We start from the raw sequence: 25,279 nt of genomic DNA, 5'->3' as shown, positions 1-25,279 counted from the left end.
CGATAATTTAATTCAAATACAAACAAGGAAGTTGAGCGCATGAAAGATTTAGTTCAGACCTTCGCCGAACAGAAAAGCGACCTGTGGCAAGCCCTACTCCAACATTTGGGGATTTCACTGGTTGCGTTGGTACTGGCGATTGTAATTGCAATGCCTTTAGCAATTTGGGCGACGCGACACCGCAAAATTGCGGAAATTTTGTTGCAGATAACGGGAGTTTTGCAAACGATTCCGTCCTTAGCCTTATTGGGATTGCTAATTCCATTAGTGGGGATTGGCAGCGTGCCAGCCATCATTGCCTTGGTAGTGTACGCCCTGTTACCAATATTTCAAAATACATACGTGGGGATCACCGAGATTGACCCATCGTTAGAAGAGGCGGCGGACGCTTTTGGAATGCGACCGTTACAAAAGCTATTTCGGGTGGAATTACCCACCGCCATGCCGGTAATTATTTCGGGAATTCGGACGGGACTGGTTTTAATCATCGGAACGGCGACGTTGGCCGCGTTAATTGGCGCTGGAGGGCTCGGAAATTTCATCCTTTTAGGAATTAACCGTAACGACCCTGCGTTAATTTTGGTGGGGGCCATCAGCTCCGCTCTATTAGCAATTGGGTTGAGCGCGTTATTAAACGTTTTACAACGGTGGTCGGTGAAAAAAATCACCATCAGTTTGGCAATTCTCGTGGTGGCGGTTACCGGCGCCACGGTTGCTAAAATATTAACTCCGCCGACCGAAACGATTACGATTGCGGGAAAATTAGGTTCGGAGCCGGACATCTTAATCAATATGTACAAGGATTTAATTGAAGAGGAAGCTCCCCATACTAAAGTGACCTTAAAGCAAAACTTTGGGGAAACGAGCTTCTTATTTAACGCGTTGAAGGCTGACAAAATCGATATTTACCCGGAATTTAGCGGTACCGTATTAGAAACTTTGGTGAAGGACGCCCCTTCCCAGCGCCTAAGTGCGGCACAAACTTACGCGACCGGTCGTAAATTGTTAGCTCAGCAATATCAAATGGACTATTTGAAACCGATGCGTTATCAAAACACCTACGCTCTAGTGGTGAAAAAAGATTTTGCCAAACAACATCATCTAGAAAACATTTCGGATTTAAGCCGGATTGAAAACCAGCTACACGGGGGGATGACGCTCGAGTTCATTAACCGCAAGGACGGGTGGAAAGGAATTCAAAAAGTGTACGGCTTAGAGTTTCCGGTCAAGTCAATGCAGGCTTCGTTGCGCTATTCGGCAATTAAAAATGGGCAAATTAACGTTGCCGACGCCTACTCCACGGATAGTCAGATTCGACAGCTCGGGTTGCAAGTTCTCAAGGATGACCAACACGTTTTCCCACCGTACCAAGGCGCGCCGTTAATGAAGAAGAGCTTTGCTAAAAAACATCCGCAAGTGGTCCGGGCGTTAAACCGCTTAGCAGGCAAAATTACGGAAGCAGAAATGCAAGAGATGAATTATCAAGTGAACGTCCAAAAACGTTCCGCCCAACAGGTGGCCCACGACTATTTGGTCAACAAGGGTTTGTTGAAAGGAGCCGAACGTAAATGAGTAAGACAATGATTGAATTTCGGCACGTGAAAAAGATTTTTGGTGGTCGAACAGTAATTGATGACCTAAGTTTTACGGTCAAGGAGGGCGAAATTTTCGTCCTGGTCGGAACTTCTGGAAGCGGGAAGACGACCACTTTAAAAATGATTAACCAGTTGTTTGTACAAACCGCCGGCGACATTTTATTCAACGGGCAGAGAATAGAGGATTATGATTTGCGTAATTTACGTTTGGAGATTGGGTACGTGCTCCAACAGATTGCCCTATTTCCAACGATGACCGTGGAGCAAAACATCAGTTTGATTCCAGAAATGAAACGGGTCGATAAAGAAGAGGTTAAACGGCGGGTCACCCAGCTGTTAGAAGATGTTGATTTAGATCCAGAGCGCTACCGCAAACGGTACCCGCGGGAACTTTCGGGAGGCGAGCAACAACGGATCGGAATTCTTCGTGCATTGGCTGCGCAACCACCGGTGGTATTGTTTGACGAACCTTTCAGCGCGTTAGACCCTTTGGTGCGAGCGCAGTTACAGGACTTAGTTTTAAAGTTGCACCAGAAATTTAAGAACACGATCGTTTTTGTCACCCACGATATGGACGAAGCCCTGAAATTAGGGGACCGCATTGGGGTGATGAAGGACGGAAAGTTGTTGCAAGTAGCCACCCCGAAAGAAATTGCCCAACATCCCGCCAACGAATTTGTGGAAAATTTCTTTTCAGCCACCGTGGGAAAGAACCTATACCAAACCGAAGTGGAAAAGGTGGTGCGCACGGGTTTTGGGGTGTCGGCGCCGTCCGCGACAGAAAAATTACCTGTCATCCCAAGAACGGCCAGTTTAGACGAGGTGTTCCAACAGTTAGCTGAGCACCCAATTTTACAGGTGGTGGATGAACATGGACAGACTACCGGCTGGGTGGACCGGCCGTCCTTGTTTAAGTATTTGAGTGAGACAGTCCATTAATTTAGTTAATGAGGGGGAGCATTATGGAAAAATTTGACGTAGTTATTATTGGTGCAGGACCTGCGGGCTTAGGGTTAGCGTATGATTTAAAACAAGCTGGTCAAACCGTGGCGGTAGTGGAAGAAAATCGCTGGGGCGGTACTTGCCCCAACCGCGGGTGTGATCCGAAAAAAGTTTTAATGGCGGCAGTGGAAGTCAAGTTACGTAGCCGCTACCTCGTTGGGAAGGGCTTAGAAAACGAACCGGAAATCGACTGGGCTTCCCTAATGCGTTTTAAGGAAACGTTCACGGAACCAGTTTCTTCAAGCAGCCGCCAGGGATTAGTCGACGCCGGGATTATGGTTTTAGACGGGCACGCTGAATTTGTAGATCAACACACGCTAAAAGTAGGCGAACAGCGGGTGGAAAGCAGCCAATTCGTAATCGCCACTGGCCAACGTCCGGGACGCCTAAGCAAAATTGAAAATGAAGCATTGATGCAAACTAGTACAGACTTTTTGGCAATGTCGGAACTGCCTAAGCGAATTGCCTTAGTAGGGGGCGGCTACATTGCTTTTGAATTGGCAGCCATCGCGAACGCAGCCGGTGCGGAAGTGCACGTGATTCATCACAACGATCGGCCCCTGAAGCAGTTTCCAGCCGAAAGCGTTAAGCAATTTATGGAACAACTGACTAAACAAGGGGTTCAATTCCACTTAAACATTGACGTTACCGCGATCGAAAAAAGCGCGGAGGGGATGACCTTGCGGGATGATCAGCAATTTAGTTTGCCAGTGGACCAGGTTTTCGTTACTGCCGGCCGAGTGCCTAACATGGATACCCTGAACCTTGAACAGGCTGGGGTAGAGACCGCGAAAAATGGTATCATGGTAGATGACCATTTGAAAACTACGGCAAGCAACATCTATGCAATGGGCGACGTGGTGGCTAAAGCGCAACCGAAATTAACTCCGGTGGCAGGCTTTGAAGCACAATATTTGGCGCAATTGTTGACCCACCAAAGTTCGGCAGCCATTGCGTATCCAGTGATTCCGACGGTCGTGTATGGGGTTCCCCAATTAGCGAAGGCCGGAGTGGAAGTTGCAACTGCACAAAAAGATTCGCAACGCTATGAAGTTAAGGACTTGGATTTAACTAATTGGTTTACCTATCGGCGGATCCAAGATCCAGACGCGCGGGCGACGGTCGTGGTTGACCGCCAGTCTCAACAAGTAGTGGGCGTGGTTACCATGAGTAGTGAGGCGGAACACGTGATTAACGACCTTACGTGGCTGATCAACCATGGCGGTAGTCTTAGCGAGTTACAACGGCAAATTTTCGCGTACCCCACTGAAGCTAGTGACTTAGAGTACTTGCGGTAGTTAAAATTTAAGAAAAGGATCGTGATTTAATGGAGTTCGTGGGCGTCCTCGTTTTAATCTTAGGATTGACGCTGTTAGCGGGCCACTTTGCACAACGGATTGGCATTCCTGCCGTAGTTGGCCAATTACTGGTGGGAATTGTTTTAGGACCGGGAGTTTTAGGGGTAATTCACAGTAACGAAATCACCGCGGTGTTTTCCGAAATCGGAGTCATTATTCTGATGTTTTTAGCTGGCTTAGAAAGCGACCTGAAGATGCTGAAGCGTTATATTAAACCGGCGCTGGTCGTTGCCGTCATGGGGGTAATTTTGCCAATTGCGCTGGTAGGCGGCGCGAGTTTGATCTTCGGGGTTAGCCCAATGGAAGCCCTCTTTATTGGGGTGATTTTTTCGGCTACTTCGGTAAGTATTTCAGTAGAGGTGTTGAAGGAATACCAAACCCTAAATACCAAAGAGGGAGCGACGATTTTGGGCGCAGCAGTGGCTGATGACATCCTTGGCGTATTGTTATTAGGGGTAATGATTGCCTTAACTAGTTCGAGCGGCGGCTCACGGACTAGTTTGGGCGGCGCGCTTTTTTACCAAGTGCTATTTTTCATTGCCGTGTACGTAATTGGGAAATGGCTGGTGCCGATGCTAATGCGAGCAGCGGACCATCTTTACATTACCGCTGCCCGACCAGTAATGTCGATCATTATTTGTCTGGGACTGGCTTGGTTAGCGGACGTAGCTGGTTTGAGCGGCGCCATCGGGGCGTTTTTTGCGGGCGTTGCCGTTTCGTTGACTGACGAAAATGACGAGTTAAATGAAAGCATTGAGCCAATTGGCTACGCCGTTTTTATTCCAGTATTCTTCGTTAGCGTCGGGCTTTCGATGTCGTTTGCGGGATTGCAGTCGGTAATCGGGTTGATTGTCACCCTGACGGTCTTAGCGACCTTGACCAAGTTACTAGGTTGCGGCGCCGGTGCGTACCTGTCCGGCTTTGACGTAACCAGTAGCGGAGTGATTGGTGCCGGGATGATTTCCCGGGGCGAAATGGCGCTGATTACCTTGCAAATTGGGTATGGAGAACACTTAATGAGTGAAACATACTATTCCGCAATTGTGTTGGTAATCGTGCTGGTAACGTTGATTGCACCGTTCATTTTAAAAGATGCAATCAAGTACAATAAGCGCGCGATGGCACGGTAAATATAATTGAGAGTGGAACAAAAAGACGAGCATTAACTGAAAAAAGACCGTTATACCTTAATTTGGCATAACGGTCTTTTTGATTAGGCGGAACAAACTGACTTCTGGCGCACGTTTTGATTTTATTGAAGTCAAAACCCCCAGTGATTTTTCGTTTTTCTCAGCTTTGTCTTTTTAATTTTTAGAGCTTTCCCGAAGATTTCCACACTCTTTTTATGCTAAAGCCTTCTTCCTTCATTTGGGTGATGATTTCGCTAACCTTACCAATACTTATCAAATTGAGGTGGTGCATGGCTCTGGAAGCAATCGTGTACAGGGTGCCCCGCCACAATTTTTCGGGATAATTCTGTTCTGAAACGTCGTAGGCAATTACCGAATCAAATTCCAACCCCTTCGCCAAGTAAATGGGTAATACAACGATTCCCTTAGGCAACGAGCGGTCACCGTCGGTTAGCAGGCTAGGTTTTAAGTCATGCAACCATTCTGCAACTTGAGTACTTTCCTGCATGTTTTTGGTCAGGATGGCGACGGTCCCGTAATCTTGCAATTCGGCTTGGCAAATTTGTTTCACTGCGGTAATGGCCTCGGAAGGGGTATCCGTAACCGTAATTTCGGGTAACTTACCGTGCCGACTAAAGGGTTGAATCTTATCACCGTCGGGTAGTAGAGCCGCCACAAATTTAGTGATTTCCGCGGTGGATCGGTAGCTGCGGTTAAGGGTGATCAGGTTGGCCCGGTGAACGGCAAACGCGTCCTTAAGTTTTTCAAGTAACACGGCCGGTTCGGTAACGTCCTTGAACAAAGCTTGTTCACTATCGCCCAACAACGTAAACTTGGCCTTCGGAAAGGCGTGCTTGAGGTACATTAACTGGGCAACCGAATAGTCCTGCATTTCATCGATGAAGACGTACTGAAACTTGCGATTGATGCCGCTTCCGGTGATCAAGTCCCGCAACATCATTAACGGAGCGGCATCTTCTAAACGCACGTGGTGCAATTCAATGTCGTTATTGAAGAGGTGGTGGCTGCCGCGGCGCCATCAATTTCCGAAGATGGGAGTTGCCTTAAGAAATCCGCGTACTGGGCGTAAATATCAATAAAGTAGTTATTAAAAATGGCATCGTCGATAATTTCAAAAGCCTTAGTAACTAAGTGACGGCCAATGAAATAATTTTCTTCATCAAAGGAGTTAAAGTGGCGACGTCCCACAATTTCGTGGTATTTTTCGTCACTAATTTGGTCGAGCTGGGTTTGCACCCAGTCCGCAGAAACCTCTTGATCAATCCGGGCCTTTAATAACTTAACTAGTTGGTTTTTAGTTCGTAAAATCCGTTCGCGGTTGCTCATGGATGCAGGGAAACTCGCAAAAATTTCGCGAATCTGCTCCTTTTTAAAGAAAGGCGCTCCTTGATAATTGATGTCGGTGAATTTAATATTTTCCGGGGTGAGTTGGGCTTCATATTGCTGAATTAACTCAATGTACCGTTGGCTTTCCTTAAATGAAATAATCCGCTGTTCTTCCGCGGTTTGGCTAACCTGATTTTCGAAACGGTCAAACAGGCTTTGGACGTTGAGTCCTTCCAAACGCCGGTTAAGAAATTCGGCCAGGGTAAGCTGGCGCATGTTACGTTCCCCTAAGCTAGGCAACACGTCGGAGATGTAACGACTGTACAGTTTGTTAGGCGAGAACAGAACAATTTCGTCTGCGTCAAGGGAAGCCCGGCTATGATAAAGCAAAAAGGCAATGCGTTGCAGGATCGCGGAAGTCTTCCCGCTACCGGCGACCCCTTGAACAACGAGCAGGTCGCTGTGAACGTCCCGAATGATGTCGTTTTGTTCCTTTTGGATGGTGGCCACGATGTTGCGCATGTATTCGTCATTTTGCTCACCGAGCGCCTGCTGCAATAGTTCGTCACCGACCGTTTCGTTAGTATCGAACATGTGGGTGATTTCGCCGTGGCTGATGGTAAACTGTCGTTTCTTAGTTAATTCGGTTTCCATGGGGCCCGCGGGAGTTTCGTATTTGACCTTTCCAAGGGTCCCGTTGTAATAAATACTGGAAATGGGCGCCCGCCAGTCGTAAATTAAAAAGTCGCCGTCTTGGTCGGCAAAGGAGGCCACGCCGATGTATAGTGATTCCGGCGCGGTTTCGTCAGGGTCTTGAATGTCAATGCGTCCAAAGTAAGGCGAATCCTGTAATTCAGTTAAGGAGTTGATTTGTCGTTTTAAAATGGCTTCGTTTTCCACTGCCCGGGCAACCAAACCTTTTTGCTGCTGGATTTCCGCTTCCGTTTCAATCCGGTCGTCGGCTTCAATCAAGTTGACCTTAGCGTTTTGCGAATAGTTCTTTTCTACCTTGCTAGTTTCGTGATGGGCCTTTTCGTACAGGTCTTCCGTCCGCTTTTTCTGGGCGCCAATCTGGTCAACTACGAAATCGACGCGTTGTTGTTCTTGCTGTTGCTCGTCCACCTGAATTACCTCCGTCCTTTTAGTGCTTGAACCATTTTAGGGGCCATTTCCTGGAAAGTCAAACTAAAGGATATTAAGGGAGATTTTTTTGACAAGGTTAGTGAAATTCCTATAGAATGGAAGAGAAGTAGTAAGCCAAGCACAGAGAGGGAGGATTGCTGAAAAATCCCACGGCAAGCGAAATGGATTAGTTACGTTACGTAGGGCGAAATCCCTTATCTTTCAAGTGAGCGGTGACTTTATAGAAAAGTCACAATTTAGGTGGTACCGCGAGATTTCGTCCTATTATTCAAATTTTGAATGATAGGTTTTTTTATTTATTAAATTAAGTTATTGGAGGAAAAGAAATGACAGCCAAAAAAGTTATTTTGACCGGTGACCGGCCAACCGGAAAGTTACATATCGGTCACTATGTGGGTTCGCTAAAAAATCGGGTCCAACTTCAAAACACGGGGGATTACGATACCTTCATCATGATCGCTGATATGCAGGCGCTCACGGATAACGCTCGGGACCCTGAAAAGATTCGCAATAGCCTTATCCAAGTGGCTCTCGATTATTTGGCGGTAGGAATCGATCCAGCGAAATCGACCATTTTTGTCCAATCACAAATTCCAGCGCTTAGTGAGCTTACCCAACACTACATGAACTTGGTTAGTGTTTCGCGTTTGGAACGCAACCCGACCGTTAAAACTGAAATTAAACAAAAGGCGTTTGGCCAAAGCATCCCAGCTGGTTTCTTGACTTACCCAGTTAGTCAAGCGGCCGACATTACTGCGTTTAAGGCGGATACGGTGCCGGTTGGGGATGACCAAGAACCAATGTTGGAACAAACTCGCGAAATTGTGCGGAGTTTTAACAATATCTATGGTAAAAACGTTCTTGTGGAACCAGAAGGCTACTTCCCACCAAAGGGAATGGGCCGGATCCCTGGTTTAGATGGAAATGCTAAGATGTCTAAGTCGTTGAACAACGCCATTTATTTGGCAGACGACGCGGACACGATTCAAAAGAAAGTAATGTCAATGTACACCGATCCACAACACATTCGCGTAGAGGATCCTGGACACATTGAAGGTAATACGGTCTTTACCTACCTCGACATTTTTGATCCAGATAAGGAAAAAGTTCAAGAATTGAAGGATCATTACCAAGCTGGTGGGTTAGGCGACGTTAAGATTAAGCGTTACTTAAACGAAGTTCTTCAAGCGGAATTGAAACCAATCCGGGAACGCCGGGAAAGTTACGCGGCTGACCTTGCGGGAGTTTACCAAATTCTTGAAGAGGGAAGCCAAAAGGCAAATGCAATTGCGAACCAAACCTTGAGCGAGGTGCGGGAAGCAATTGGGTTGAATTATTTTAAAAAATAGAGTGTTTTCAGCCCCGGGCAGCTTCCGAGGATAACAGAATTAGGGTCTTAATCGCGGTTTTAGCGATTGAGACCCTAATTTGGTTACCGGAGGAAGTTGGGGCAGAAAACACGTTTCGACTATGCAGCAGGAAAGCACAGAATCAAGGCCTTAATCACGGTTTGGGTGATTGAGGCCTTGATTTAGTTAACCGGAAGAAATTGAGTTCTGGAGCACGTTTCGGCTATGCAGCAAGAAAACGTAGAATTAGGGTCTTAATCGCGGTTTTAGCGATTGAGACCCTAATTTGGTTACCGGAAGAAATTGAGTTCTGGAGCACGTTTCGACATTACTAAAGGCAATCCATTGAAAAGGGGACTCGGTTTTTTAAGTCCGGAAGAGCTTCCTTTTTTCTTTTCTTAACGAAAGGCCGGATCTAATTTTAAATAGTACTTAAGGAACGCTAATTGATAAGGTTTTACTAGTTTTGCCAACTCTTTAACGCGCTCAACCATTGGGAATGGTAAAATAAAAAATGAATATATCAATTAAAATGAGGATCCCATAATGAAAAATTTAGTAATTGTCGATTTAGGGTCGAATTCGGTACGGATGGCCATTAACTCGATTACGGATGAAGGCACGTTCCGGGAAATCAGGCGGGTTAAAGAAGACTCCCGAATTTCTGAAGGTATGGGACGCGAACGCTTGCTTCGGCCGCAAGCAATCAACCGGACGATTGAAGCACTTCACCGTTTTAAAGCAATTTATGAAGAGTACCCGAGAATTGAAGTTCGCGGGATCACTACGGCGGCGGTACGGATGGCCCGTAACCAAAAAGACTTTTTAAAACGCGTTCAACGCGAAACGGGAATAAAATTAGAGGTTTTATCGGGAGATGACGAAGCCTACTACGACTATCTGGGGGTCATTAATTCACTAGAGGTCAAGGACTGTTTGGTACTAGATACCGGAGGGGCTAGTTGTGAGTTAATTGACGTGCACAATGGTAAGGCGCGGAACATGATCAGCATCCCAATTGGGGCGGTGTCGCTTTCAGAACGGTTCCACTTAAGCAACGTGATTCGTGGGGATAATTTATTTTCCGCCGAAATGTTTGTTAACAAGCAGCTCCGTGACGTTTGGTGGATTATGGACGCGTTTAATAAACCGGTAGTCTTGCTAGGGGGCGCGAACCGGACGTTAGCTCGGATCAACCGCTGTCGGCAAAAAATTGCCCGGGTGAACAACATTCACGGCTATCGGCTAAAAACGGAAGCAATTAACCGCACCTTCCGTTCTTTGATTACCCGTAATCTGGAAAATCGCAAAAAAATTGCTGGTTTGGAAACGGCTCGGGCCGACATTATCGTGGGCGGGGTGTTACCATTGGTGATGCTACTTCAGATGATTGACTCGGACCGGGTAATCTTTTCGGAAAGTGGCGTACGGGAAGGCATTATTTCAGAATACATTAACCAACATGTAAAGGGAGTTAATTTATGATTGAAGGATACCATCGGTTAAGCCGGCAAGCCCAGTTGGAATTATTGTCAGAAGTGACTGGCGTAGGGGTGGCTACGTTAGCAAAACTGCCAATTGACGCTGTACGGCAGCAACAAATCGAAAATTATTTAACTGATTTCCGAGTACCGGAAGGAATTGCGGTGAATTTCAAAGTTAACGGACGTGAACACGTGGTTCCAATGGTCACCGAGGAACCTTCCGTAATTGCGGCAGCCAGCAACGGAGCCAAGTTAGTTTGCCAAGCTGGCGGATTTCAAGCACATAGTAAGCGACTGATGCGCGGCCAATTATTGATGAATACGAAAACGAGCATCGAAGTTAGCCAATGGGTGGTTGACCACCAAAAGCACCTGTTAGAAGTGGCCAATGCTGCCCACCCTTCGATGCAAAAACGCGGAGGCGGCGCGTTAAAAATCATGCCACGCCCGCTGTCTGCTACCCAGCTATCCGTGGATTTGCTAGTCGATACAAAGGAAGCAATGGGGGCTAACACCATTAACACCATGCTTGAAGCTTTGAAAACGGAATTTGAGATGGAAGGGATTACCGTAGAGATGGCAATTTTATCTAACCTGGCTGACCAGGCGCTGACTACGGTTACTTGTACGATTCCTGAAACGGTTATCGATTCTGCGGTAGCCCAAAAGATTGCTGATGCAAGTGAATTTGCCCAGATTGATCCGTACCGGGCAGCTACCCATAACAAGGGAATTATGAACGGAATTGACGCCGTGGTGATGGCTACCGGGAACGACTGGCGGGCTATTGAAAGTGGTGCCCACGCATTTGCAGCTCGTGATGGGCAGTACCGGGGACTAAGCACCTGGCAAATTGTTGATCACCAGTTACAAGGCCAACTAGTAGTGCCATTGCCGGTTGCTACGGTCGGCGGGTCGATTGGAATTAATGAACAAGCTCAACTAAACCTCGAATTGCTTCAAGTTGATAGTGCTAACCAACTTGCAGAAGTGATTGGGGCAGTTGGGCTCGCCCAAAATTTAGCGGCGCTCAAAGCCATCGTGACCGAAGGAATTCAGCACGGACACATGCGGCTACAGGCAAAATCATTGTTATTAGAACACGGATTGCCCGCAACTAAATTAAACGAGGCGGTGCCCCGGTTATTAAAAGAGCCGCGGATTGATGCCGCCCACGCTCAAAAAATTATTGAACAAATGAGAAAGAAGGATCTTGATGAGTAACGTAGAGGTTAATGACCAAGTAAAATCACTATTAGAAGCCGTTAACGCAACCTTCCCGGGGGAGGTCCGCTTAAGTTTTGGTGACCAACAGGCCGGATTCGTTCGGCACGACCAAGCCCAACAATTCCACGAGCCGGGAAAAATGTTAATTAAGGTAGACGATATTACCGCGCCTAACTACACGGCTTCTCACGAACTAATTCACTTATTGATGGTACTAAAAGGATTTCCGCAACTGTACTTTGGTTTAACGACTGGGGAAAAGGAAACCGACCAGCAATTAATGTTTTTAATTACGGAGCTTTACGACGTAATTGCCCACGAAGTGGTGGTTGATGAGCAACGGCGTCACGACTTGATTGATGAACAAGTGGAAGCTGAATTCTTGAAGGGAATTCAAGACGCGGTGGAACCCGAAACGGATGGCAAAGTAGATGGCTTTAGCGCCATTCGCTTGATCATGATGATGGACGCAATTAATTTTTATGGCGACCATCTTAGCGATTATGAAGCACAGTTAACCGCGGATTATCCAACCACGTTTGCAACGGCCCAAAAAATGATGGCGGAACTAAACCAACGCAGCATCACTAGCCCGTTTGACTTGCACCGAAAAGTAGTTAAGGCGTTTACGATGGTGGATCAACAGCTTCAAAAATGGGACTTGCCAGAACTTCATGCACTAGAGTTTGCTACGTTGGGCAGCGTGTTTAGCGAACGGCAATTACGGTTATCCATTAAACAATTATTCCAAATTTACCATTCGGAATTGCACGAAAAAGCTCAGGACACCCGGGCCTTTGTAGGATTAGGAATTGGCGACCAACAAAACGCCTTCGTAGTTCCTACGCCAAAGGATAAGCCTAGTGACGAATATTTCCGGGAACTGTACGCAAAAAACGTTAAGGACTTCTTTGACGAAATTAAGATGCCGTACACCACTCGCTAATTTAATCATTAACTCAAAACTCTGGTTGCGGTCGTTGACGTTAACCAGAGTTTTTAAGTGGGGAGCCGTTGTTAAACGTCACGCAGTGCAACGCAAGAATAGCGGCATAATAAAAACCCAGAAAAACTTTTAAGTTTTTCTGGGTTTACTTCAAGTTAATAAATTATGATTTTTCGGGAACTACTACCATAGCCACCAGGTAGATGATGAGGCCCGGGAAGAATCCGGAAAAGACGGTGATTGCAGTGTAAATAATCCGTAATAGGTTGGCATCCACGTTATATGTTTCCGCAAAGCCACCAATTACGCCGCTGATTACCCGATCGGTGGATGATTTATACAGCCGTTTATTCATATGTGCTCACCTCATTTCGTTTCTTACATTATATAACATTTAGGTAAGAAAAACGCGAAAGACGAATCCCGATAGCTAGGCAGAAAATTAAATGGTAGAATTATTAGGTACTGATTCCATGTGTAAAATTGGAGACATTTAAAAATGAGTGAAAAAGGTTGGAGAATTACGGCAAACATTGCTGGAATACTTTCGCTAGTGGCGGTATTCTTGTTCATGTTTCGCATGTTAGTAGGTAAGATTGATTTTTGGACCATCCTGTTTTTTTCGTTAATTGTGGTCGGAGCGGTCGCGTACGCATTGATCCATATGATTTTAAAAATTCGGCGGTTAACCCCAAGCAAAGAATCGGTTACCGAGCAGGTTTCGGAGACTAGGGAATTCGTGGGACTCTTTATGAGCATTTTAGTAGTTTTTGCTTGTGCGATCGGCTTTAGTTTTTTTAGTAAAACGGCAGCTGGTGAAGCAGCGGGAACGATTTTGTTTGGGGCAACTTTAATTACGATCGTTGCCAAGATTTATGACATCTGGCGATTAACGAACGCAAAAACACAAGGGCGGCAAATGGTTGGACACGATCCAATTTGGCCCCTGTCACAAGCTGAAAAAATTGGGTGCGGTCTTTTCTTAATTGGTATTTTGGGGATGTGGCTGTGGGCCCCATTATTAGCGATTAGTTACGCCGGACTATTAATTTTTTTGATCAAGCCAATTCGTCACCGCGTGGAAGGCCGGTGGCTGGACGTGCTTTTAATGACAATTAATTTAGTGATGGTGCTTTTATCGACACTTTTGGTGGTTTTTAAATAAATATTAATAAAACTGAAATCAAACTAACCGTGAACTTTTGGATTTGAATTTCAGTTTTTTATTTAGAAAGGAATTCAAATGATAGAAATTGGTTTAAGTACGTGGACGGACCATCCGGCGTTGTCAACGGAAGGAAAGGACAAAGCCACGTTAACGGAATATGCGGGTCACTTTCCATTGGTGGAAGTGGACAGCTCCTTTTACGCGACCCCTTCCTTATCCAACGTGGTTAACTGGCAGCATCAGGTTCCAGAACAGTTTCGGTTCATTTTTAAAGCTAACCAAGCGATGACGCTTCATGATGGGGTAGTTGACGAAGACTACTTAACTACCGAGCGGCGGATGGTGTTCACCGACTTTTATAAGGTCATGCAACCCTTAGTGAAAACTAATCAATTAGCTGCGGTACTCTTTCAGTTCCCACCGTCGTTTCGTTGCGAACTGAAAAATATTCGCTACTTATTCGAGGTTCGTCAAATGATGGGGAAACTGCCAATTGCCGTGGAATTCCGTAACGCTAGTTGGTTTACCGATGCGGTGACTGAAGATACCTTATCTTATTTACAACGCTTAAAAATGATTAACGTGACGGTGGATGAACCCTTTGATGGGAACCAAGGGATGCCGTTTGTTTTACAAGTCACCAGCGCAAAACAGGCGTTTTTCCGGCTACACGGGCGCAATGCCAGCGGCTGGTTCAGTAGCGGCAAGAACTGGCGGCGCGAACGGACCAACTACCGGTACTCGTCTGCAGAACTGAAAGAGTTGGCAGAATCCATCAAGGCGGTCGCGGAATCAGTCCAAGACGTCATGGTGATTTTTAACAACAATGGGAATCACGATGCGGTAGCCAACGCTAAAGAATTGCAAGAACTCCTAGGAATTCATTTTACGGGACTGGGCCCGATGCAGTTAGACTTATTTTAGCCCGGGAAGCGCCCGTTTTTCCGCGTGCTATATGGTACAATAACAGTAATTATCTTTAGACTAGAATTGAGGAACCATGATGGCAGAAAATAATACTTATTACATTACAACACCGATTTATTATCCATCCGGCAAATTGCACATTGGTAATTCCTATACCACGATTGCTTGCGATGCGGAAGCCCGTTTTCAACGGTTACAAGGCAAGGACGTCTTCTTTTTAACCGGTACTGATGAACACGGCTTGAAGATTGAACAAAAGGCGGAAGCTCTACACACCACCCCCCAAGCTTATGTAGACGACATGGCCAAAGGGATTAAAGAACTTTGGAAATTACTCGAAATTTCCAACGACAAGTTCATTCGGACTACCGATGAAGCTCACGAAAAGTCCGTTCAATACATCTTCCAGAAGCTGCTTGACCAAGGCGACATTTACCTCGGCGAGTACGAAGGCTGGTACTCCGTTTCTGACGAAGAATACTTCACTGAATCCCAATTAGCTGAGGTTTACCGTGATGAAAACGGCAAGGTAATTGGTGGTAAAGCACCTTCTGGTAACGAAGTTGAATTAGTTAAGGAAGAATCGTACTTTTTCAAGATGAGTAAGTACGCGGACTGGCTGCTAGATTATTACGAAAAACATCCCGACTTCATTCAACCAGCTAGCCGGATGCACGAAATGATCAACAACTTCATTAAGCCAGGTCTTGAAGATTTAGCGGTGACCCGGACGAGCTTCAAGTGGGGAGTTCCCGTTAAAAATGATCCTAAACACGTAATTTACGTTTGGATCGACGCACTTTCTAACTATATCACCGCGTTAGGTTACGGTAGTGACGATGACAGCTTGTTTAAACGTTACTGGCCGGCTAACGTACACATGGTTGGTAAGGAAATCGTACGGTTCCACACTATTTACTGGCCAATCATGTTGCACGCGTTGGGCTTAGAAATGCCAAAACAAATTTACGGCCACGGTTGGTTATTGATGAAGGATGACAAGATGTCCAAGTCAAAGGGAAACGTAATTTATCCCGAAACCATCGTGGAAAAATACGGGTTAGACGCACTTCGCTATTATCTATTGAAGGCAATGCCTTACAGTAACGACGGAAACTTCACGCCAGAAGACTTTGTTTCTAAGATTAATTTTGATTTGGCAAACGACCTGGGGAACTTATTGAACCGGACCGTTGCCATGATTAACAAGTACGAAGGCGGCGTAATTCCTACGTTCCAAAGCGGGGTTAACGAAGTCGATGCGGACCTTGAAAAGGTTGCTGCAGAAACCATTAAAAATTATCAAGAGTTAATGGAAAGCATGCACTTTAGTGACGCATTGGCTGAAGTTTGGAAGTTAGTTTCTCGTTCAAACAAGTACATTGATGAAACTACGCCATGGATTCTAGCGCGTAACGATGATGAAGAATCAAAACAAAAATTAGCTAGCGTAATGAACCACCTTGCGGAAAGCTTACGGATTATCGCAATTTTGATTCAACCGGTGATGACGCAATCACCAGCGAAGATTTTCGGCCAACTAGGTTTGGATCCGGCAACGATGGAACTTCAAGGTTTACACTTTGGCGAAATTCCAGCCGGCACTAAGGTGGTAGAAAAGGGAACGCCAATTTTCCCTCGGTTAGATATTGAAAAAGAAGCGGCATTTTTGAAGGGTCAAATGACTCAATCAGACAAAAAGAAGGGACGGGCAGCAATGGCAGAAGCAAATCAAGCAAAGGCTACGGAAGAAAACGTAAACGAAGCTAAAAAAGAAATTCGCATTGAAGCATTCGATAAGGTTGAACTACGGGTAGCAGAAATTCTGGAAGCGGGCCACGTAGAGGGCGCTGACAGGTTATTGAAGTTCAAATTAGATGCGGGCGATGAAGAACCACGCCAAATTTTGTCCGGAATTGCACAGTGGTATCCAAACCCAGAAGAATTAGTGGGTAAGAAGGTAGTGATCGTTGCCAACTTGAAGCCAAGAAAGATGCGCGGCGAAATTAGTCAAGGAATGATTTTGTCGACGGAACGCGATGGCCAAGTAAACGTGGTAATGGTGGACGAAAAACACGAAAATGGAGATGTGTTGGGATAAAACTAGAGGCGGAGGTCCCCTGGGTAGCTTGTGAGGATTAACGGAATTATTTAATTAATCGCGGGTTAGGCGATTGATTAGATAATTTGGTTAACCGGAGAGAGCTGGGTTACGGAGCCGATTTCGGCAAGGCAGCCACTCCCACTGTGTTTATCCTAAGAATCTGGAATTGATAAGTGAAATGCGAAGAAGCTGGGAAAAACGTTGTTCACCCCAGCTTTTTTGCTATTAAGTAACGGGGCGTTAAGCCCGATTTGATAAGTTGGGGAGGCAATCAAGATGAAAATTTTTGATTCACATACTCATTTAAATGACGAAGCTTTTTGGGGAAACGAGCAAACGTACCTGGATCACGCGCGCAAGTTAGGGGTTAAAGCCACGGCCCAAGTCGGGTCCAACACCGTTTTAAACCAACGGGCTCTGGAATTAGCCGAAAAATACCCCCACACCTGCGCGATTGTGGGATGGCATCCGGAAGACGCAAAAGATTTCCATGAATCCGAGCGAGCAACGTTATTGGAACAGTTGAAAAATCCTAAGGTAGTGGCTTTAGGAGAGATTGGATTAGACTATCATTGGGATACGTCGCCCCAAAAAACACAACGGCGGGTTTTTGCGGAACAAATCCAAATCGCCCAAGAACGTAATTTACCGATTGCCATTCATAACCGGGATGCGATGGAAGATACCTACGAAATTTTAAAGAATGCCAGCACGCACCCAATCAAGGGCGTGATGCACAGTTTCAATGGGGATGTTGCTTGGATGGAAAAATTTTTGGAACTCGGATTAAACATCTCGTTTAGCGGAGTGGCGAGTTTTAAGAAGACTAAGGAAGTGCACGAAGCCGTTCGCCAAGTACCGTTGGATCGGATCATGGTGGAAACCGACGCACCATACTTAGCTCCGGAGCCTTTACGCGGCAAGCAAAACGAACCGGCCTACGCACTATACGTCCTAGAAGCTTTGGCCCGCCATCGGGACATGGATCCAGACGAATTAGCAAAGGCAACTTTTGAAAATACAAGTAAACTTTATGGGATTGAAAATGAAGAAAATTAAAGAAGTAATTGTAGTTGAAGGAAAAGACGATACCAAACGAATTAATTTAGCGGTCAATGCGGATACTTTGGAAACCCGGGGTTCGGCGCTGTCTGAGGAAACGATTGAACAAATTCAGCAGTTGCAAGAAACACGGGGAGTAATTGTGTTTACCGACCCTGATTTTTCAGGTGAAAAAATTCGTAAAACTATCGCGGCCGAAGTACCTAACGTTAAACATGCTTTCTTAAAGCGTAGTGATGCCGTTCCCGACCACAAGGGTAGTCTAGGGGTCGAACATGCTAGTCCAGAAGCAATTCGGCATGCATTAGAGCATCTTTATACGGAAGATGACGAAGCGTTGCCCCAAATTTCTCAGGACGACTTAATGGAAGCTGGATTAATTGTGGGAAAAGAGGCTAAACAACGCCGAATTAAGTTAGGCGAAATATTAGGAATTGGCTACGTAAACGCAAAGCAACTACCAAAAAGGTTGCAATTATTTCAGGTAGCTAAAAGTGATTTTGAACAAGCAGTTCAACAAATTGACGGAGGAAAGTATGAAGAATCAGATTGAGATTGGGAATCCCACGCGAACCCGGGCGATTTTAGAAAAATATGGCCTATCCGCTAAAAAAAGCTTAGGTCAAAACTTTTTAACCGATCCCAACGTGTTGGTTAACATTGTGGACGCAGCCGAAATTAACGATGGCGACGACGTGATTGAAGTAGGGCCGGGAATTGGGAGCCTTACGGAGCAAATTGCGAAACGGGCCCACCAAGTTTTAGCCTTTGAAATTGACCAAAATTTAATTCCGGTTCTAGATGAAACGCTGGCTCCGTACGATAACATTACGATTATCAACGAAGACGTACTTAAAGTTAACGTTAACGAAGTGGTCGCGGAACATTTCGACGGACAGCATCCGATTAAGTTAGTGGCTAATTTGCCGTATTACATCACCACTCCTATCTTAAAATCGTTCATGGCAAGCTCATTGCCAATCGCGAAAATGGTAGTGATGATGCAAAAAGAAGTTGCCGACCGGCTTACTGCGCAACCTGGTGACAAGGAATACGGTTCGTTATCCGTCGTGGTGCAGTACCGCATGCAAACTCAGGTAGAGTTCACGGTTCCTGCCCGGGTGTTTGTCCCACAACCAAAAGTGGATTCTGCGATTGTTAGTTTAACGCCGCGCAAAGATTGGCCAGTTTATCCTGCAGACGACCGCGACTTCTTCAAAACGGTGCACGGATGCTTTATGCACCGGCGAAAGAACTTGTGGAATAACATGCAGGGATTGTACGGTAAGGCACCGGAAACTAAAGAAAAAATTCAGTCGGTATTAGACGAGTTGGAAATTGACCCGCATATTCGGCCAGAACGGTTAACGGTGGTTGATTTCATCAACTTGCACAATCAAATCCAAACTGTCGGACTAAAGCGTAAATAAACCGTTTTAATTGAAATAAAGCACAAAAAAACTAAATGTAAAGCGTTGATATTCAATTGTTGGTGTGGTAAAATTGCATCTTTTGTGAAACTATGATAGAATGTTTCACATGGGAAGGTGAAGTTAATGCCAATCACACTAGCTACAATAAAAGATAAACTCGATAATCGTATCGGGGAAGAATTATTGGTAGTCGCTCAGGCTGGCCGCAAAAAAGTAACTAAACGGCGTGGACGATTGCACATGACATACCCAGCCGTTTTCGTAGTTGATTTGGATCAAGACGAGAACTCCTTCGAACGTGTGTCGTACAGTTACACAGACATTTTAACTAGAAACATCAAACTAAACTTTGACGATGAAACTGATGGTGAAGAAGCCGCCGAAGACATCGAGGATGAAGAAGACGAAGCAGAATTTGATGCAGAGTAAGTTCTAGCTAATAAAACTTGGAGAACCGTGGTGGAGAGGCTAATTAAAGCTAAATCACGCGGTTCTTAAGCATGGAAACGGGCTGTTAACCAAAACAGTAGAGGCCGCAAAGTCATTAATGACTTTGCGGTTTTTTGTGTAATAGATATTAGAGGATAAATTACTTCCCGGAACTTTGGGGCGCGGCTTTTCCAAGTTACACTTGGTGGCTTGGTTTGTAACTATTTTAATTATCTTGTTTTGCTAATAATTAGGGTAAAGTTTCACTTTGTGTTAAACACCCTTTTTTATTTTGTTTAATTTTCTAGTATAATCAGTATTAAAAGTAAACAAAGCGGGTGGAGTAAATGGAAATCACCGAGAAAGCTCCTGCTAAATTGAACCTTTTTTTAGACACGCCATTCAATCATCCCGATGGTTTACCAGAATGGAACATGATTATGACGTCGGTTGATTTAGCGGACTATGTCAAGATTGAAAGTATTCCAGGACGCACGGGAATTAAGGTGCGGACGAATACTGGTTTTTTACCTAACGATAGTCGGAACTTAGCGTATCAAGCAGCCCGAGTTTTGCAAGAAAAGTACCAAATCCGCGCGCGAGTGAACATTGAGATTCGAAAACACATTCCGGTAGCGGCCGGTTTAGGTGGCGGTTCTTCAGACGCAGCAGCGGTATTGCGCGGTTTAAACCAGCTGTGGGATTTAAAATTAAATAACGAAGAATTGGCTAAAATTGGGTTGACCATCGATTCGGACGTTCCGTTTTGCGTCTATGGGCATACGGCACACGTTTTGGGAAAGGGTGAAAAGGTGATTCCCTTAAAAAAGCTGCCCCCAATGTGGGTGGTAATTGCCAAGCCCAAGCTTAGCGTTTCTACGCCCCATATTATTAGTAAAATTGAACACCAAACTTTACAACACTCAAATATTAAATTAATGCTCGACGCGATTGAACACGAGGATTATGATAGTATTTGTCGTTATATGGGGAACGTTTTAGAACAAGTAACCGGAAAAGAACATCCGGAAGTACTAAAAATTAAGGATAAAATTAAACAATTCGGGGCGGACGCAGCGCAAATGAGCGGTACCGGCCCGACCGTGTTTGGAATTTGTTCCAAGTCGACCCGGGCTAAACATATTGTTAACAGTTTAAAGGGTTTTTGTCATGAAGTATATTTAGTGAGAATTTTGTGAGGGATAGAAATGGCTAATCATGAAGCAACAAAAAAGAAAATTGTCGACGGGTTATTTGAGTTGTTAAAGGATAATGAGTTAGCCAGCATATCAGTTAGTAACATTTGCCAGACTGCGTCAGTTTCGCGGATGTCGTACTACCGAAGTTTTAAATCTAAGGACCAAATCATTGACTATAAAATTGACCAGATATTTACGGAATTTTTTAACTACTTAATGACTCGTCCTAATCACGATATTAGTGCCTTCTTGGAGGCTTACTTTGCGGTTTGTCGGAAAAATGCTTATTACATTGGAATTTTAATCGACGCTGATTTAAACGACCGCTTGTATAATAAATTGCATTTTTACCTAACCGATCTAATTGAAAAAGGAATTTTCAAATTACGGACGGACATCCCCGTAATGTGGGTTAATTTTGCGGCTGGCGGCTTAAGTCAAATGGTTGTGCAATGGGTGAAGGATGGACTCGTGCAGACAAACCAAGAAATGGTAATGGTTGCACATCGCTTCTTAAGGTAGCATATTTACATAGTTGCCAAACTGGTTAAAGAACGTGGCAACGGTATAATGGGCGGAAACCGTTCTGCTATGGGGGATTGGTAGCGCTCTCGTAGGAAATTTACTATAATAGAAGCATAAATTATGGGAGTGATGGACATGCTCGAGTATAAAAAGATCTTAGTACCAATTGATGGCTCTGCTAATAGTGAATGGGCGCTGAAAAAAGCAATTTCGGTGGCTCAGCGGAACCATGGACATTTAGACGTGGTTACCGTTATTCAGTCCTCACGTTTTATGGATATTTATGGGCATATGGGTACTAACATGAATTACGTCGAAGTATCCCTCCTCCGAGCTAAGGAATATGTCGATAACATTAAGGAACAAATTCAGCAAAAGTATCACTTTACTGATATTGACGTATACGTGGAAGCCGGCGATCCGAAAACCGTGGTGGCCACTAATTTGCCAGAGAAGTTAGGAACCGACCTGATTATGATGGGGTCGACCGGCCTGAACGCTTTGCAACGAACGCTGCTCGGTTCGGTAGCTGATTACGTAGTTCGCATTGCGCCAGTTGACGTTTTGCTGGTTCGCACCAAAATGGATAATTTCACGATTGCTAAGGAAGTATAACAGGAGGAATTGAGATGAGTAGTACGCGGGAATTGAACCCAAGAAGATTCAGTCAAATTTTAGTCGGGGTAGACGATTCCCCGGACGCGCAATTAGCTTTTCGGTTTGCAATGAACCGGGCTAAACAAGATGATGCTGAATTGGACTTGGTAACGGTTATTGAAGAAAACGACATTAATATTTACCAGGCGTTGGATAAAAACTTTATTACCCAAAAACGGGCTGAGCTAGAAAAACATTTGCAAGACTACCGAAAAATTGCGCTTGAATTTGGAATCAAGAAGGTCCAAACTTACATTGCCGAAGGGGAAGCCGGCGAAACGATTGTCAAAAACGTAATTCCGCGAGTTAACCCGGATTTATTAGTGATTGGATCCTCTTCTAAGACGGGCATGGCCAAATATTTTGGTTCGCAAGCGTCATACATGGCTAAACACGCGCCGATTTCAGTACTGGTGGTCCGTTAAACCATTATTTTCAATAAGGTACTAGCCGATTTCTGAAACCGATGAATAACTAATTAAATGAGTAAATAAAGGGTCTGCGAGATGTTCTCTGTAGACTCTTTTTGCATTTTAAGAACAATGGGGACGTGGTTTTCACGAAGTTTCAAGAAAAAACTTACGAAAAAATTTTCTTTCTGCTATAGTAATCTAGTTGCGTCATTAGATAGGGTACTTAAAACAACTAGAGTACGTGAAAGAAAGAGGGTTTGATTTTAAATGAAACAAAATGAAAACAATGGCATGATGCAAGCTAGAGTTCCAGTTGTTCATCCCATGATAGTCATGGCAAGCATGATGATTGGCGCGTTCGTAGGAATGTTTAGCGAAACTTCGTTAAACATTGCTTTACCACAATTAATGAGCCATTTAAACGTCGCCGCTGGTACGATTCAGTGGTTAGTAACGGGTTACATGTTGGTAATCGGAATCGTATTACCATTTTCGAGTTTAATTTCGAAATGGTTTACTACCCGTCAAATTATTATATTTGGGTTGTTGGCGTTTATCGTCGGAGCGGTAGTTTCTGCGTTATCAACAGCCTTTCCAATGTTATTGGCTGGGCGCATGATTCAAGGAATCGCGACCGGTTTGATCTTGCCAATGATGTTTACCGTGGCAATGCAAGTTTTCCCGCCTTACAAACTGGGTGCGGCAATGGGAATGTGTGCCTTGGTAATTATGTTTGCACCAGCAATTGGTCCAACGTTGACCGGTTTAATTTTAGCTAAGTTATCTTGGAATTGGATTTTCTGGGCGTTTGTGCCATTCTTAGTAATTGCGCTATTATTTGCGATTTTTGGTTTGAAGAACGTCGGTGAATTGACGAAGCCTAAGGTGGACGTCCTTTCCCTACTAGAATCAATTATTGGTTTTTCTGGAATCGTAATGGGCGTCAGCTTTGCCAGTGAACAAGGTTGGGCTTCCCCGCTAGTGCTGGGTTCGTTGATTGTTGGAATCGTCGTCTTAGCACTTTACGTTAAGCGGCAACTTGCCCTTGCTGAACCAGTCCTTAACTTAAAGATTTTTGCCATTCCGGCTTTTCGAACCGGCGCGGTCTTAGTAATGTTAGATTTCGGCATTATTTTGTCGGCAATGTACTTGTTGCCAATGTACATTCAACGGGGGTTGTTACTACCAGTTGCCTTAACAGGGATTATCATGTTGCCTGGTGGTATTATTAACGCGTTGGTATCTGCAGTTGCTGGCCGGCTTTATGATAAGGTGGGCGCAAAGACTCCGGTACGCTTAGGCTTAATCATTGCCTTGGTAGGTGCATTGATGCTAGTATTCACCACCACCCATACGTCGATTGCTTACTTAATTGCGGCACACGTAATTTTGATGGTCGGCGCTCCGTTAGCAATGTCTCCAGCGCAAACGTACGCGTTGAATTCATTACAGGGAGCACAATCTGGTGATGGAAGTACCATCATGAACACTATGCAACAAATTGTAGGTGCGATTGCGACGGCCTTGGCAACTAGTTTGTTGGGAATTGGCCAAGCGGCATATCAAAATCACCATGGCAGTGGCCACTTGAGTGCAGCATTTACGAACGGAACGCATTACGGATTTTACTTCACAATTGCGTTAATCGTGGTTGGTTTATTAGCTTCATTGAGAATTACTACGGCTAAGGATGCTGAAAAATAAGCGATTAAGCCACTAAAATAGCCTTACTGAAATAGATTTTTCAGTAAGGCTATTTTTGTGTTAGCTGATTTCTTAGATTAGTGGGCGGAAGTGCTTAAAAGTGACTGCTACTTCTTTTGCCATAAAAACTTAATCAACGCACGGTTAACCCGGGCATTGTTATGCAACTTGCTGTGTTGCGCGTTTTTCCCCTGGATTTCAAGCTCCGTGTACGACTTGGCTCGCGGACTTACTAAATATTTTAGCGACTTGGCAGAATTTACCGGCACGGCTTCGTCAGAATGACTCCCATCGTCTAAATCGCCATAAATATTAAGTACGGCAGTTGAAGTAGGAAAATTTTTGCGCAGGTTAAGCAATTCTCGGTAAGCAGGGGCCATCCAGCTTGGTTTACCAGTAGCCTGATTAACGGTGGCTTGCTCACTCTTCTTTTCACCCATCAGCCCGTTGTAATGCCCCGCAATTGCTACCAAGTGAGCCACCTGAGGAAGCTTGGCATTGTGCAAATTATCATTGAGATAATTGATAATTTCAAGATTTCCCATCGAATGACCAACTAGGTTGATTGAGTGATAATGATGCTGTTTTTCTAAAGCGACGACAACTTGTTTAATGTATTCGCCACCACGATGATATCCGCTAACGTAATCTTCGTGGTCATTATTTGCCGTCAATTTATTATCCGCTAAGTTAACTTCCACAATGGGGTTAATTGCGTCCGCGGGGATGGAGTGGTTAAACGTAACTTTACCATTTTTAGCAACGTCCGCGCGGACTACGGTATTAGTTACCCCGGCTTGGCGAGCTGCGTCCACCATTTTTTCTTCGGCGTGAAAGCTGCTCCCCCAGCCATGGACAAATAACGTTGGAGTGGTGGACTGAACGTATTTTGCGGTGGTTGATGAACGATGCGGACCCGTCAAGTAGACTATTCCAGTTGCGATAATCAACAACCCTATTAAAACTAATAATATTTTTTTCATCAAATCCTCCTTAACATTGGTGAAATTCCCGATGGCTTTGGAATTGTTCACATTATATCCGCAATTATGGATAATGAAAAATATTTATTTTTAA

General features: G+C 44.8%; 22 protein-coding genes and 1 pseudogene. 20 read left to right on the top strand and 3 right to left on the bottom strand.

The window, feature by feature from the left end; translation table 11 throughout:
- Window positions 1-39 precede the first annotated feature (39 nt).
- Genes I6H64_RS07845 through I6H64_RS07830 form a run of 4 tightly spaced genes read left to right on the top strand, consistent with a single transcriptional unit; the run spans window position 40 to window position 5,085 of the window.
- A complete protein-coding gene (locus tag I6H64_RS07845) occupies window positions 40-1,572 on the top strand; it encodes an ABC transporter permease/substrate-binding protein (protein WP_008842108.1) in 1,533 nt (510 codons plus the stop codon).
- Window positions 1,569-2,534 carry an ABC transporter ATP-binding protein gene (locus I6H64_RS07840; protein WP_036685715.1) on the top strand — a complete coding sequence of 322 codons (966 nt, stop codon included), beginning with the start codon at window positions 1,569-1,571 and terminating at the stop codon, window positions 2,532-2,534. Before I6H64_RS07845 ends, I6H64_RS07840 begins: the two co-directional genes overlap by 4 nt.
- Window positions 2,535-2,557: 23 nt before the next feature.
- On the top strand, window positions 2,558-3,895 hold the full coding sequence (locus I6H64_RS07835) for a dihydrolipoyl dehydrogenase family protein (RefSeq protein ID WP_008842106.1): 1,338 nt from the start codon (window positions 2,558-2,560) through the stop codon (window positions 3,893-3,895).
- Window positions 3,896-3,924: 29 nt separating this feature from the next.
- Window positions 3,925-5,085, top strand: a complete 1,161-nt coding sequence (locus I6H64_RS07830; protein ID WP_005919839.1) for a cation:proton antiporter — start codon at window positions 3,925-3,927, stop codon at window positions 5,083-5,085.
- A gap of 181 nt (window positions 5,086-5,266) precedes the next feature.
- Here I6H64_RS07830 and helD read toward each other — a convergent pair.
- Window positions 5,267-7,554, bottom strand: a pseudogene (helD, locus tag I6H64_RS10270) (RNA polymerase recycling motor HelD).
- Between the two features lie 347 nt (window positions 7,555-7,901).
- On the opposite strand from helD, the gene trpS reads away from it, so the two are divergent.
- The 4 genes from trpS (at window position 7,902) to I6H64_RS07805 (ending at window position 12,581) form a co-directional block, all read left to right on the top strand.
- Complete coding sequence (trpS, locus tag I6H64_RS07820; RefSeq protein WP_008842103.1) at window positions 7,902-8,924, top strand: tryptophan--tRNA ligase; 1,023 nt, start codon at window positions 7,902-7,904, stop codon at window positions 8,922-8,924.
- A 546-nt stretch (window positions 8,925-9,470) separates the two neighbouring features.
- On the top strand, window positions 9,471-10,409 hold the full coding sequence (locus I6H64_RS07815; RefSeq protein ID WP_002830210.1) for a Ppx/GppA family phosphatase: 939 nt from the start codon (window positions 9,471-9,473) through the stop codon (window positions 10,407-10,409).
- Complete coding sequence (locus I6H64_RS07810; RefSeq protein WP_008842101.1) at window positions 10,406-11,632, top strand: hydroxymethylglutaryl-CoA reductase, degradative; 1,227 nt, start codon at window positions 10,406-10,408, stop codon at window positions 11,630-11,632. Before I6H64_RS07815 ends, I6H64_RS07810 begins: the two co-directional genes overlap by 4 nt.
- Complete coding sequence (locus I6H64_RS07805; RefSeq protein ID WP_056985024.1) at window positions 11,625-12,581, top strand: hypothetical protein; 957 nt, start codon at window positions 11,625-11,627, stop codon at window positions 12,579-12,581. The genes I6H64_RS07810 and I6H64_RS07805 overlap by 8 nt, the downstream gene beginning before the upstream one ends.
- 163 nt (window positions 12,582-12,744) lie before the next feature.
- Here the strand turns inward: I6H64_RS07805 and I6H64_RS07800 are convergent, their stop codons facing one another.
- Entirely contained in the window at window positions 12,745-12,936 is a 192-nt protein-coding gene (locus tag I6H64_RS07800) for a PspC domain-containing protein (RefSeq protein WP_002830204.1), read from the bottom strand.
- Window positions 12,937-13,080: 144 nt separating this feature from the next.
- Here I6H64_RS07800 and I6H64_RS07795 point away from each other — a divergent pair, with 144 nt between their 5' ends.
- The 12 genes from I6H64_RS07795 (at window position 13,081) to I6H64_RS07740 (ending at window position 24,202) form a co-directional block, all read left to right on the top strand.
- Window positions 13,081-13,746, top strand: a complete 666-nt coding sequence (locus I6H64_RS07795) for a hypothetical protein (protein WP_005919823.1) — start codon at window positions 13,081-13,083, stop codon at window positions 13,744-13,746.
- A gap of 78 nt (window positions 13,747-13,824) precedes the next feature.
- Window positions 13,825-14,673: a DUF72 domain-containing protein gene (locus I6H64_RS07790; protein WP_005919819.1), complete on the top strand. Its 849-nt coding sequence runs from the start codon at window positions 13,825-13,827 to the stop codon at window positions 14,671-14,673.
- Between the two features lie 79 nt (window positions 14,674-14,752).
- The gene (metG, locus tag I6H64_RS07785; RefSeq protein WP_036672267.1) at window positions 14,753-16,777 is read left to right on the top strand and encodes a methionine--tRNA ligase; all 2,025 of its coding nucleotides are present in this window, start codon (window positions 14,753-14,755) and stop codon (window positions 16,775-16,777) included.
- A gap of 279 nt (window positions 16,778-17,056) precedes the next feature.
- Window positions 17,057-17,839 (top strand): TatD family hydrolase, encoded by a 783-nt coding sequence (locus I6H64_RS07780; RefSeq protein ID WP_008842098.1) that lies wholly within the window; start codon window positions 17,057-17,059, stop codon window positions 17,837-17,839.
- Window positions 17,826-18,395 carry a ribonuclease M5 gene (rnmV, locus tag I6H64_RS07775; protein WP_008842097.1) on the top strand — a complete coding sequence of 190 codons (570 nt, stop codon included), beginning with the start codon at window positions 17,826-17,828 and terminating at the stop codon, window positions 18,393-18,395. The genes I6H64_RS07780 and rnmV overlap by 14 nt, the downstream gene beginning before the upstream one ends.
- Entirely contained in the window at window positions 18,379-19,272 is an 894-nt protein-coding gene (gene rsmA / locus I6H64_RS07770) for a 16S rRNA (adenine(1518)-N(6)/adenine(1519)-N(6))-dimethyltransferase RsmA (RefSeq protein ID WP_002830198.1), read from the top strand. The genes rnmV and rsmA overlap by 17 nt, the downstream gene beginning before the upstream one ends.
- Window positions 19,273-19,398: 126 nt before the next feature.
- Window positions 19,399-19,704, top strand: a complete 306-nt coding sequence (locus I6H64_RS07765; protein WP_002830196.1) for a Veg family protein — start codon at window positions 19,399-19,401, stop codon at window positions 19,702-19,704.
- Window positions 19,705-20,051: 347 nt separating this feature from the next.
- Entirely contained in the window at window positions 20,052-20,903 is an 852-nt protein-coding gene (gene ispE / locus I6H64_RS07760) for a 4-(cytidine 5'-diphospho)-2-C-methyl-D-erythritol kinase (protein WP_002830195.1), read from the top strand.
- A 9-nt stretch (window positions 20,904-20,912) separates the two neighbouring features.
- Window positions 20,913-21,425 (top strand): TetR/AcrR family transcriptional regulator, encoded by a 513-nt coding sequence (locus I6H64_RS07755; protein ID WP_002830194.1) that lies wholly within the window; start codon window positions 20,913-20,915, stop codon window positions 21,423-21,425.
- A gap of 138 nt (window positions 21,426-21,563) precedes the next feature.
- Window positions 21,564-22,043 carry a universal stress protein gene (locus I6H64_RS07750; RefSeq protein WP_005919802.1) on the top strand — a complete coding sequence of 160 codons (480 nt, stop codon included), beginning with the start codon at window positions 21,564-21,566 and terminating at the stop codon, window positions 22,041-22,043.
- Between the two features lie 14 nt (window positions 22,044-22,057).
- The gene (locus tag I6H64_RS07745; protein WP_002830968.1) at window positions 22,058-22,510 is read left to right on the top strand and encodes a universal stress protein; all 453 of its coding nucleotides are present in this window, start codon (window positions 22,058-22,060) and stop codon (window positions 22,508-22,510) included.
- A gap of 255 nt (window positions 22,511-22,765) precedes the next feature.
- Window positions 22,766-24,202, top strand: a complete 1,437-nt coding sequence (locus I6H64_RS07740) for a DHA2 family efflux MFS transporter permease subunit (protein ID WP_056985026.1) — start codon at window positions 22,766-22,768, stop codon at window positions 24,200-24,202.
- Window positions 24,203-24,309: 107 nt separating this feature from the next.
- Here the strand turns inward: I6H64_RS07740 and I6H64_RS07735 are convergent, their stop codons facing one another.
- Window positions 24,310-25,185: an alpha/beta hydrolase gene (locus I6H64_RS07735; RefSeq protein ID WP_036685711.1), complete on the bottom strand. Its 876-nt coding sequence runs from the start codon at window positions 25,183-25,185 to the stop codon at window positions 24,310-24,312.
- Window positions 25,186-25,279: the final 94 nt, after the last annotated feature.

This window comes from Pediococcus acidilactici (assembly GCF_016127815.1).
Lineage (GTDB): Bacteria > Bacillota > Bacilli > Lactobacillales > Lactobacillaceae > Pediococcus > Pediococcus acidilactici.
This window is presented reverse-complemented; position numbering and strand designations above follow the sequence as displayed.

Bases quoted from the DNA above. Each gene is read 5' to 3' on its own strand.
- I6H64_RS07735 (WP_036685711.1), bottom strand. From the start codon at position 25,185: ATGAAAAAAATATTATTAGTTTTAATAGGGTTGTTGATTATCGCAACT.
- I6H64_RS07835 (WP_008842106.1), top strand. From the start codon at position 2,558: ATGGAAAAATTTGACGTAGTTATTATTGGTGCAGGACCTGCGGGCTTA.
- I6H64_RS07845 (WP_008842108.1), top strand. From the start codon at position 40: ATGAAAGATTTAGTTCAGACCTTCGCCGAACAGAAAAGCGACCTGTGG.
- I6H64_RS07830 (WP_005919839.1), top strand. From the start codon at position 3,925: ATGGAGTTCGTGGGCGTCCTCGTTTTAATCTTAGGATTGACGCTGTTA.
- I6H64_RS07795 (WP_005919823.1), top strand. From the start codon at position 13,081: ATGAGTGAAAAAGGTTGGAGAATTACGGCAAACATTGCTGGAATACTT.
- I6H64_RS07815 (WP_002830210.1), top strand. From the start codon at position 9,471: ATGAAAAATTTAGTAATTGTCGATTTAGGGTCGAATTCGGTACGGATG.
- I6H64_RS07800 (WP_002830204.1), bottom strand. From the start codon at position 12,936: ATGAATAAACGGCTGTATAAATCATCCACCGATCGGGTAATCAGCGGC.
- trpS (WP_008842103.1), top strand. From the start codon at position 7,902: ATGACAGCCAAAAAAGTTATTTTGACCGGTGACCGGCCAACCGGAAAG.
- rnmV (WP_008842097.1), top strand. From the start codon at position 17,826: ATGAAGAAAATTAAAGAAGTAATTGTAGTTGAAGGAAAAGACGATACC.
- I6H64_RS07810 (WP_008842101.1), top strand. From the start codon at position 10,406: ATGATTGAAGGATACCATCGGTTAAGCCGGCAAGCCCAGTTGGAATTA.
- I6H64_RS07745 (WP_002830968.1), top strand. From the start codon at position 22,058: ATGAGTAGTACGCGGGAATTGAACCCAAGAAGATTCAGTCAAATTTTA.
- metG (WP_036672267.1), top strand. From the start codon at position 14,753: ATGGCAGAAAATAATACTTATTACATTACAACACCGATTTATTATCCA.
- I6H64_RS07840 (WP_036685715.1), top strand. From the start codon at position 1,569: ATGAGTAAGACAATGATTGAATTTCGGCACGTGAAAAAGATTTTTGGT.
- I6H64_RS07755 (WP_002830194.1), top strand. From the start codon at position 20,913: ATGGCTAATCATGAAGCAACAAAAAAGAAAATTGTCGACGGGTTATTT.
- I6H64_RS07740 (WP_056985026.1), top strand. From the start codon at position 22,766: ATGAAACAAAATGAAAACAATGGCATGATGCAAGCTAGAGTTCCAGTT.
- I6H64_RS07780 (WP_008842098.1), top strand. From the start codon at position 17,057: ATGAAAATTTTTGATTCACATACTCATTTAAATGACGAAGCTTTTTGG.
- I6H64_RS07750 (WP_005919802.1), top strand. From the start codon at position 21,564: ATGCTCGAGTATAAAAAGATCTTAGTACCAATTGATGGCTCTGCTAAT.
- I6H64_RS07805 (WP_056985024.1), top strand. From the start codon at position 11,625: ATGAGTAACGTAGAGGTTAATGACCAAGTAAAATCACTATTAGAAGCC.
- I6H64_RS07765 (WP_002830196.1), top strand. From the start codon at position 19,399: ATGCCAATCACACTAGCTACAATAAAAGATAAACTCGATAATCGTATC.
- ispE (WP_002830195.1), top strand. From the start codon at position 20,052: ATGGAAATCACCGAGAAAGCTCCTGCTAAATTGAACCTTTTTTTAGAC.
- rsmA (WP_002830198.1), top strand. From the start codon at position 18,379: ATGAAGAATCAGATTGAGATTGGGAATCCCACGCGAACCCGGGCGATT.
- I6H64_RS07790 (WP_005919819.1), top strand. From the start codon at position 13,825: ATGATAGAAATTGGTTTAAGTACGTGGACGGACCATCCGGCGTTGTCA.